This window comes from Francisella sp. LA112445, from assembly GCF_012224145.1.
GTDB lineage: Bacteria > Pseudomonadota > Gammaproteobacteria > Francisellales > Francisellaceae > Francisella.
Window position 1 is genome coordinate 2,132,981 of record NZ_CP041030.1, and the last position, 6,686, is coordinate 2,139,666.

A 6,686-nucleotide genomic window follows, 5' to 3' on the forward strand; every position below is an offset into this window, starting at 1 on the left:
TTAACTAGTTTTTATCTAGTCAAGCATTCTGCATAGCTAGATGGTATATCAAAAGGTACTACATTACTATATTTCCATCCTATATTTTTCCATACTTTATTTACTGTCTGATCTCTTCCACAGCCTGTACGATAATAACAATATCTTTTAGGATTTTTATCATGATAGTCTTGATGATATTTTTCAGCTTCGTAAAATTTTGTCGATGGCAAAATTTGCGTATATACATTTTTATTATTCTTATTAAATATTTGTTTTAACTCTTTTGTAATAGCTTCAGCAGTATGTTTTTGGCTATCATTCATATAATAAATTGCAGACTGATACTGTTTACCTTTATCACAAAACTGACCTTTTGAATCAGTAGGATCTATACGACGATAAAAATACTCAACGAGCTCTTTATAACTGATTTTTTTAGGATCATATACAACTTCTACAGATTCTTTATAGTTTGTAGTCCCTGAAGATACTTTTTTATATGTAGGATTTTTTTGATGACCTCCATCATATCCAGAAACAACCTTTATAATACCATTGTGACTTAAGTCTTCATTTTTTTGCATATATTCAAAATCTGACTCTAAACACCAGAAACAACCACCTGCAAAAACAGCCTTATCGTACGAAACATCACTATTGACTGCAAAACCTAAACTACAAGATAGCATTAATAAACTATAAATTATTTTTTTCATCATCTATTTCCAAAACTTATAACATTTTCTAAAGTTTTAAAACATTTACCAGATTTAATCAACTCTAAAATATACTGAGTATTTTGTCTAAGATCATTTTCATCATAAAGCTTCATTAACATAGCTACATTTATTGCAACTGCAGCATTATGAGCATCTTTACCTTTACCTAAAAGTATTTGTTTTATTATATTTTTATTGTATTCAGGTAGACCACCTTCTATATCCTTAATGCTAAAAGTATCTATTCCAAAGTCTTGTGTTGAAACCATATACTCTTTTATTTCATTATCTTTAATTTCTGCTACACAAGTATCACCATGTATAGCAACTTCATCTAAACCACTACCATGTACTACCAAAGCTCTTTGTACCCCTAAGTTCATTAAAGTTTTTGCCATTGGCAAAATTAAATCTTTAGCATATACACCTATAACTATTTTATTTGGTCTTGCAGGGTTTATTAAAGGCCCAAGAATATTAAAAATAGTTCTAGTTTTTAAAACTTCTCTAGCTTGTTTAACATATCTAAATCCTGGATTATAAAATGGTGCAAATAAAAAACCTAAATTATTTATTTGAATAGATTCTTTTGTTTTTTCTGGAGATAACTCTATATTTACACCAAAAGATTCTAAAAGATCAAAAGATCCTGACCTGCTTGATATACTTCTACTACCATGCTTAGCAACTTTATAACCTGCTGTAGCTGCTACTATAACTGATGTAGTAGATATATTGATAGTATTATAACCATCACCACCTGTACCTACGATATCTACTAAATCTTCTTTAATTTTTGGAAAACCTCTAGTGTTATCAACCAACGCTTCAGCTGCTGCTGCTATTTCTAATGGAGTTTCTTTTTTTAATTTAAGAGCTGTTAATATACTAGTCTGTAAAGGTAATTCAATTTCACCTTTAATAAAATAATCAAACAATTGATAACTATCTTGATAACTTAAATCTTCTAAATTATATAATTTATCAACTATTTTTCTTAACTCACTCATTGTTGCACCCATTTAATTACATTATCTAAAAGTTTAGAACCATGTATTGTCATTATAGATTCAGGATGAAATTGCAAACCACAAACTTTATTTTTATCATCTGCTACAGCCATAACTAGATCATTAACTTCTGCTATAGTTTCTAGTCCTGTAGGTATTTTCACTCCTACTAATGAATGATACCTTGCAACAGTTAATGGAGATTCTAAATCATTAAATATACTATGATTATTATGTTTTACTCTAGCTATCTTGCCATGCACTATTTCATTAGCATGCGATACTATACCGCCATAAGCCTCTATTATAGCTTGATGCCCCAAGCAAATACCTATAATAGGAACTCTACCTTTTATCAAAGAAATTAAATTAACTATACATCCTGCATCAGCTGGACTACCAGGGCCTGGAGATACAACAACTATAGGATTTTCTACAGAGTTAATCTTATCAAGCAATACATCTATATATATATTATTTCTATATACATCAACATTATTACCCAAAACTTTAAACTCATCTACTAAGTTATAAGAAAAAGAATCAAAATTATCTATAAATATAATATTTGCCATTATTTACACTCCATGTACATTTTTGATAGCTGATATTACAGCTTGTGCTTTTGTTCTAGTTTCATCAGCCTCTGCTATAGGTATAGAATCTAAAACTACTCCAGCTCCTGCCTGAATTTCAGCAATATCATCCTCTACATAAGCAGAGCGTATAACTATACAACTATCTAAATCACCATAACCATTTAAATATCCTACAGCTCCTCCATAACCACTTCTTGTCTGTTTCTCAACCTCAGATATTAATTGCATGGCTTTTATTTTTGGAGCACCCGTTAGTGTACCCATATTCATAGATGCTTGATAAGCATGAAGAGCATCTAAATCATCTGCAAGCTGACCAACTACCCTAGATACTAAATGCATAACATGACTATATCTATCGACTTTTAAAAGATCTGCTAGATACCTAGTTCCTGTTTTTGATATTCTTGCGACATCGTTCCTAGCTAAATCAACTAGCATCATATGTTCAGCATTTTCTTTTATATCTAACCTAAGTTCTAATTCTATTCTACTATCTAAATCTGGATTAATACTTCCATCAGGATTTTTACCACGTCTACGTGTACCAGCTATAGGATAAATTTCAACTTGATTAGTCTCTTTTTGATATTTCAAAGCACTTTCAGGTGATGCTCCAAAAAGTATAAAATCCTCATCTTGCATATAAAACATATATGGACTTGGATTTGTACGTTTAAGCTCTTTATAAACCTCCAAAGAATTTTGACATGGCAAAAAGAAGCTTCTAGATGGTACAACTTGAAATATATCACCATCAATAATATGGGATTTTAAATGATCAACAATATTACAAAAATCTTTATCACTTATTGATTCTTTTACTTCTAGATTACTAAATTTCTCAATTTTTACATCAATATCATTATTTATATTATCTTTAATAAATTTAATATTAGTATCTAGTTCATTAGTATTGTTTGAATTAAAATTGTTCGTTTGAATATAAGTTTCTTTCTGCTGATGATCACTAACCATAATAGTATCAGCTAAATAAAATACATAATCAGGACATTTATTTTTACGCTTTACATCGCCTATATATTCAAAATTAGCTACTACATCATAAGCAAAGAGTCCTGCTAAAAATATACTAAATTCATTCGATATTTTAAAACTTTCTTTTATTAATCTTAAACCATCAAAAACAGATTCATTTTTAAGATTTTCATGTTCATTAAGATTTGTATCTTTTTTTGTATCAAAAGTTAAAACTAACTCATTATTATTATGGTTAACTTGTATAGTCTTTTTTATTCTAGATCTTATAGTATCTAAAGCTGCCTGGCCATTTTTAGTTAAAGCTTTTATAAAAACTTTATTGCCTATACATGAAACTCTCAAAGCGCTATTTAATACTAAAATACTTTTTAATTTATCTTTTGTATCTATCTCTGCTGACTCTAATAAAATAGTATTTTTTTTATCTGTACATAGATTTGCAAAACATCTATTTAGATCTTCTTGATAATCTATTTTATGGATATTTGAGACTAAAAAGCCCTTTTGATCTTCTTGTTTAGATATTTTTGTATCTGACATTGCTTATCCTATTAGTTTTTTTTAATTTTATTTTCCAAATATCTCTTTTATTTTTATAGAACATTCTTTCAAAGCATTAGAGCATCTTGTTACAGTACAAATACTTATTTTTAAATTTTTAGATATTTCTCTTTGAGATTTATCTTTTTTTATAAGCTCTTTTGTCAATAATACCCTTTTATTTAATTGCTCTTTTTCTTCTTTAGTTAATAAAAAATCACATATAGTTTCTATATCTTGAGGTTTTTCACTTTGAGCAAGAATTTCCATTAATTGCTTCCAGCCACTATCTGACGATGTCATAAAAATTTAATTAGAATACTTTGTAATTATGTAATGGTACATAGATACATATGAAATATCAATATTTAAAGCTTTAAATATTATTATTAATAATTTTTCCTTTATTTAAGCTTCACTATGAGTAATTTAAGTAGTTATGTATACCCAGTGTATCAAATTTTTAAAAAAACTCGATAGATAGCTTTTATGACTCAATAACTAGCTACCAAATACAGAATATTTATTACATATAATTTTAATAGAGAAAATAAAATAATAAATTAAGGCCTAAATCGAATCAGAAGTAAAAAGGGGAAAACTGAGTTTTAAGAAATAGACCTTAATGAGAATATGGCGGAATGGACGGGACTCGAACCCGCGACCCCCTGCGTGACAGGCAGGTATTCTAACCAAACTGAACTACCACTCCGTGTTATGGTGCCGACTGCCGGAATCGAACTGGCGACCTACTGATTACAAGTCAGTTGCTCTACCTATTGAGCTAAGTCGGCGACTATGAGTTAGTATTATATATCCTTTTATTGTACTGTCAATAATATTTTTATATTTTTTTCTAATTTAATGGAATTATATCGTATTGGTTATAGATGTGATTGTTTTCGGCCTTTAGATGGATATTTTTTTGTATATCTAATTCTAATTCTGCAAGCCATATAGACTCTTCTCTTTCAATATAATCAATTATTTTTTTCGAAGAAATTAATAGAAAATTATTATAATTAGGATAATTTCTAGCTTCAGATTTTATTTCTCTAAAAATATCATAGCAAATTGTTTGGAGTGTTTTGACACTTCCTTTACCATTACAATGCTCACATGGTTGACATAAGGTTCTTGCTAAACTCTCATGAACCCTTTTACGTGTCATTTCAACTAATCCTAGCTCAGATATGTCACTAACACTTGTCTTAGCCTTATCTAGCTCTAATTCTTTCTTTAAAGCCTCTAAAACTTGATCCTTATTAGATTGATCCATCATATCTATAAAATCAACTATTATTATTCCACCTAAATTTCTCAATCTAAGCTGCCTTGCTAGCTCTTTTGTAGCTTCTAAATTAGTCTTAAATATAGTTTCTTCTAGATTTTTAGTACCTATGAATCCTCCTGTATTTACATCTATGGTTATCATTGCCTCAGTTTGTTCTATAATCAGATAACCACCAGATTTTAATGAAACTTTTTTATCTAAAGCTTTATTTATTTCATTATCTATATCAAATTCTTCAAAAATATTATGTTTTTGATAAAGTTCAATTTTATCTCTTAAACCAGGTATATATTTATCTGCAAATTGGCAAATTTCCTTATATGAATCAATATTATCTACAAGAATTTTACTAGGATTATCATTAGCAAAAATATTAATCGTTTTTATTATTAAACTAAAATCTTCATATACGACACCTGGCTTTATGATGGTACTAGAAATATCTAAAATGTCTTGCCATAACGTATTTAAAAATTTTATATCACTTTCTAATTCTTCAAAACTTGCTCCTTCAGCTGCTGTACGTAAGATATAACCACGAGGATTTTCACTATGAGTTATTTTTTGAATAGAACTTAATAATCTTTGTTTTTCTTCTTCTTTATTTATCTTTAATGAAATTCCTATATGATCTAAATCTGGTAAAAAAACTAAAAATCTTGAAGATACTGATAAATGAGAAGTTAATTTAACCCCTTTATTACCAATACTCTCTTTTACAACTTGGACTAATACTTCTTGTCCTTCTCTTAACCACTTATTAATATCTTCAGTATTTAACTTTTTTAACTTAAAGTTTTCATCTGTTTCACTATCATCTCTTTCTAAAGGAATAACTTCTGATAAATGTAAAAAACCTGCTTTTTCTAAACCTATATCTACGAAAGCTGCTTGCATTCCAGGTAAAACTCTTATTATTTTACCTTTGTAAATATTGCCTACAATTCTTTTTTGATTATCTCTTTCAATTAATATTTCTTTAAGAATATTATTTTCTTTAACTGCTATTCTTTGTTCATATTTATTTATATTTAGAAAAATTTCTGTATTTAAAGACATTTAGAAAAGATTTTTTATTTTTATTAACATTTATTATAAACAAAAATTTTTTATTTTTTATTTTTCATTGTTTTTTCTATTCTATATTTATATAAAGTATATTTTTCTTTTTTTATATTATTATTTATTATGTACACAAAAATGTGTTGATAACTTTCTGAAAGCTATGAAAATAAAGGGTTTTAAAAAGATGATAGGAAATGTATAAGGATGTAAAAAGAGCATAAAAATAATATGGATAAAAATGTGGATAAAATATAATCAGAATTATCAACAAAAATATCAACATATTTGTGAATAAGTTAATAAACAAGAGCTTAAACAAAAAATAAACAAATTAATTAACAAAATTATCCACAGGTTGTTTTTTTTATGATTGCTTATTCAGCTCTCTTACAATACAATCTTACACATTCAATTACTATTTGCTTTAAAAAACATCTATCCCTTTATTTATAAGGGATTTGGATATATTTTTGTT

Annotated in this window: 6 protein-coding genes and 2 tRNA genes; all 8 read right to left on the reverse strand. The window is 27.6% G+C overall.

Translation table 11 applies throughout. The annotated features are described in order from the left end of the window. Positions 1-11 precede the first annotated feature (11 nt). Complete coding sequence (msrA, locus tag FIP56_RS10265) at positions 12-701, reverse strand: peptide-methionine (S)-S-oxide reductase MsrA (protein WP_209451844.1); 690 nt, start codon at positions 699-701, stop codon at positions 12-14. Next, the gene (trpD, locus tag FIP56_RS10270) at positions 698-1,711 is read right to left on the reverse strand and encodes an anthranilate phosphoribosyltransferase (RefSeq protein WP_192578807.1); all 1,014 of its coding nucleotides are present in this window, start codon (positions 1,709-1,711) and stop codon (positions 698-700) included. Before trpD ends, msrA begins: the two co-directional genes overlap by 4 nt. Further along, on the reverse strand, positions 1,708-2,286 hold the full coding sequence (locus FIP56_RS10275; protein ID WP_192578808.1) for an aminodeoxychorismate/anthranilate synthase component II: 579 nt from the start codon (positions 2,284-2,286) through the stop codon (positions 1,708-1,710). The genes trpD and FIP56_RS10275 overlap by 4 nt, the downstream gene beginning before the upstream one ends. A 3-nt stretch (positions 2,287-2,289) precedes the next feature. Then, positions 2,290-3,837 carry an anthranilate synthase component 1 gene (locus FIP56_RS10280; RefSeq protein WP_192578886.1) on the reverse strand — a complete coding sequence of 516 codons (1,548 nt, stop codon included), beginning with the start codon at positions 3,835-3,837 and terminating at the stop codon, positions 2,290-2,292. 42 nt (positions 3,838-3,879) lie between these two features. Next, positions 3,880-4,155: a trp operon repressor gene (trpR, locus tag FIP56_RS10285; protein ID WP_192578809.1), complete on the reverse strand. Its 276-nt coding sequence runs from the start codon at positions 4,153-4,155 to the stop codon at positions 3,880-3,882. Positions 4,156-4,486: 331 nt separating this feature from the next. Then, positions 4,487-4,564 (reverse strand) — tRNA-Asp (locus FIP56_RS10290). Between the two features lie 6 nt (positions 4,565-4,570). Continuing rightward, positions 4,571-4,646, reverse strand: a tRNA-Thr gene (locus tag FIP56_RS10295). 62 nt (positions 4,647-4,708) lie between these two features. Further along, positions 4,709-6,205: an Rne/Rng family ribonuclease gene (locus FIP56_RS10300; RefSeq protein WP_192578810.1), complete on the reverse strand. Its 1,497-nt coding sequence runs from the start codon at positions 6,203-6,205 to the stop codon at positions 4,709-4,711. Positions 6,206-6,686: the final 481 nt, after the last annotated feature.

Coding starts and splice junctions, on each gene's coding strand:
- msrA (WP_209451844.1), bottom strand. CDS start 701: ATGATGAAAAAAATAATTTATAGTTTATTAATGCTATCTTGTAGTTTA.
- trpD (WP_192578807.1), bottom strand. CDS start 1,711: ATGAGTGAGTTAAGAAAAATAGTTGATAAATTATATAATTTAGAAGAT.
- FIP56_RS10275 (WP_192578808.1), bottom strand. CDS start 2,286: ATGGCAAATATTATATTTATAGATAATTTTGATTCTTTTTCTTATAAC.
- trpR (WP_192578809.1), bottom strand. CDS start 4,155: ATGACATCGTCAGATAGTGGCTGGAAGCAATTAATGGAAATTCTTGCT.
- FIP56_RS10300 (WP_192578810.1), bottom strand. CDS start 6,205: ATGTCTTTAAATACAGAAATTTTTCTAAATATAAATAAATATGAACAA.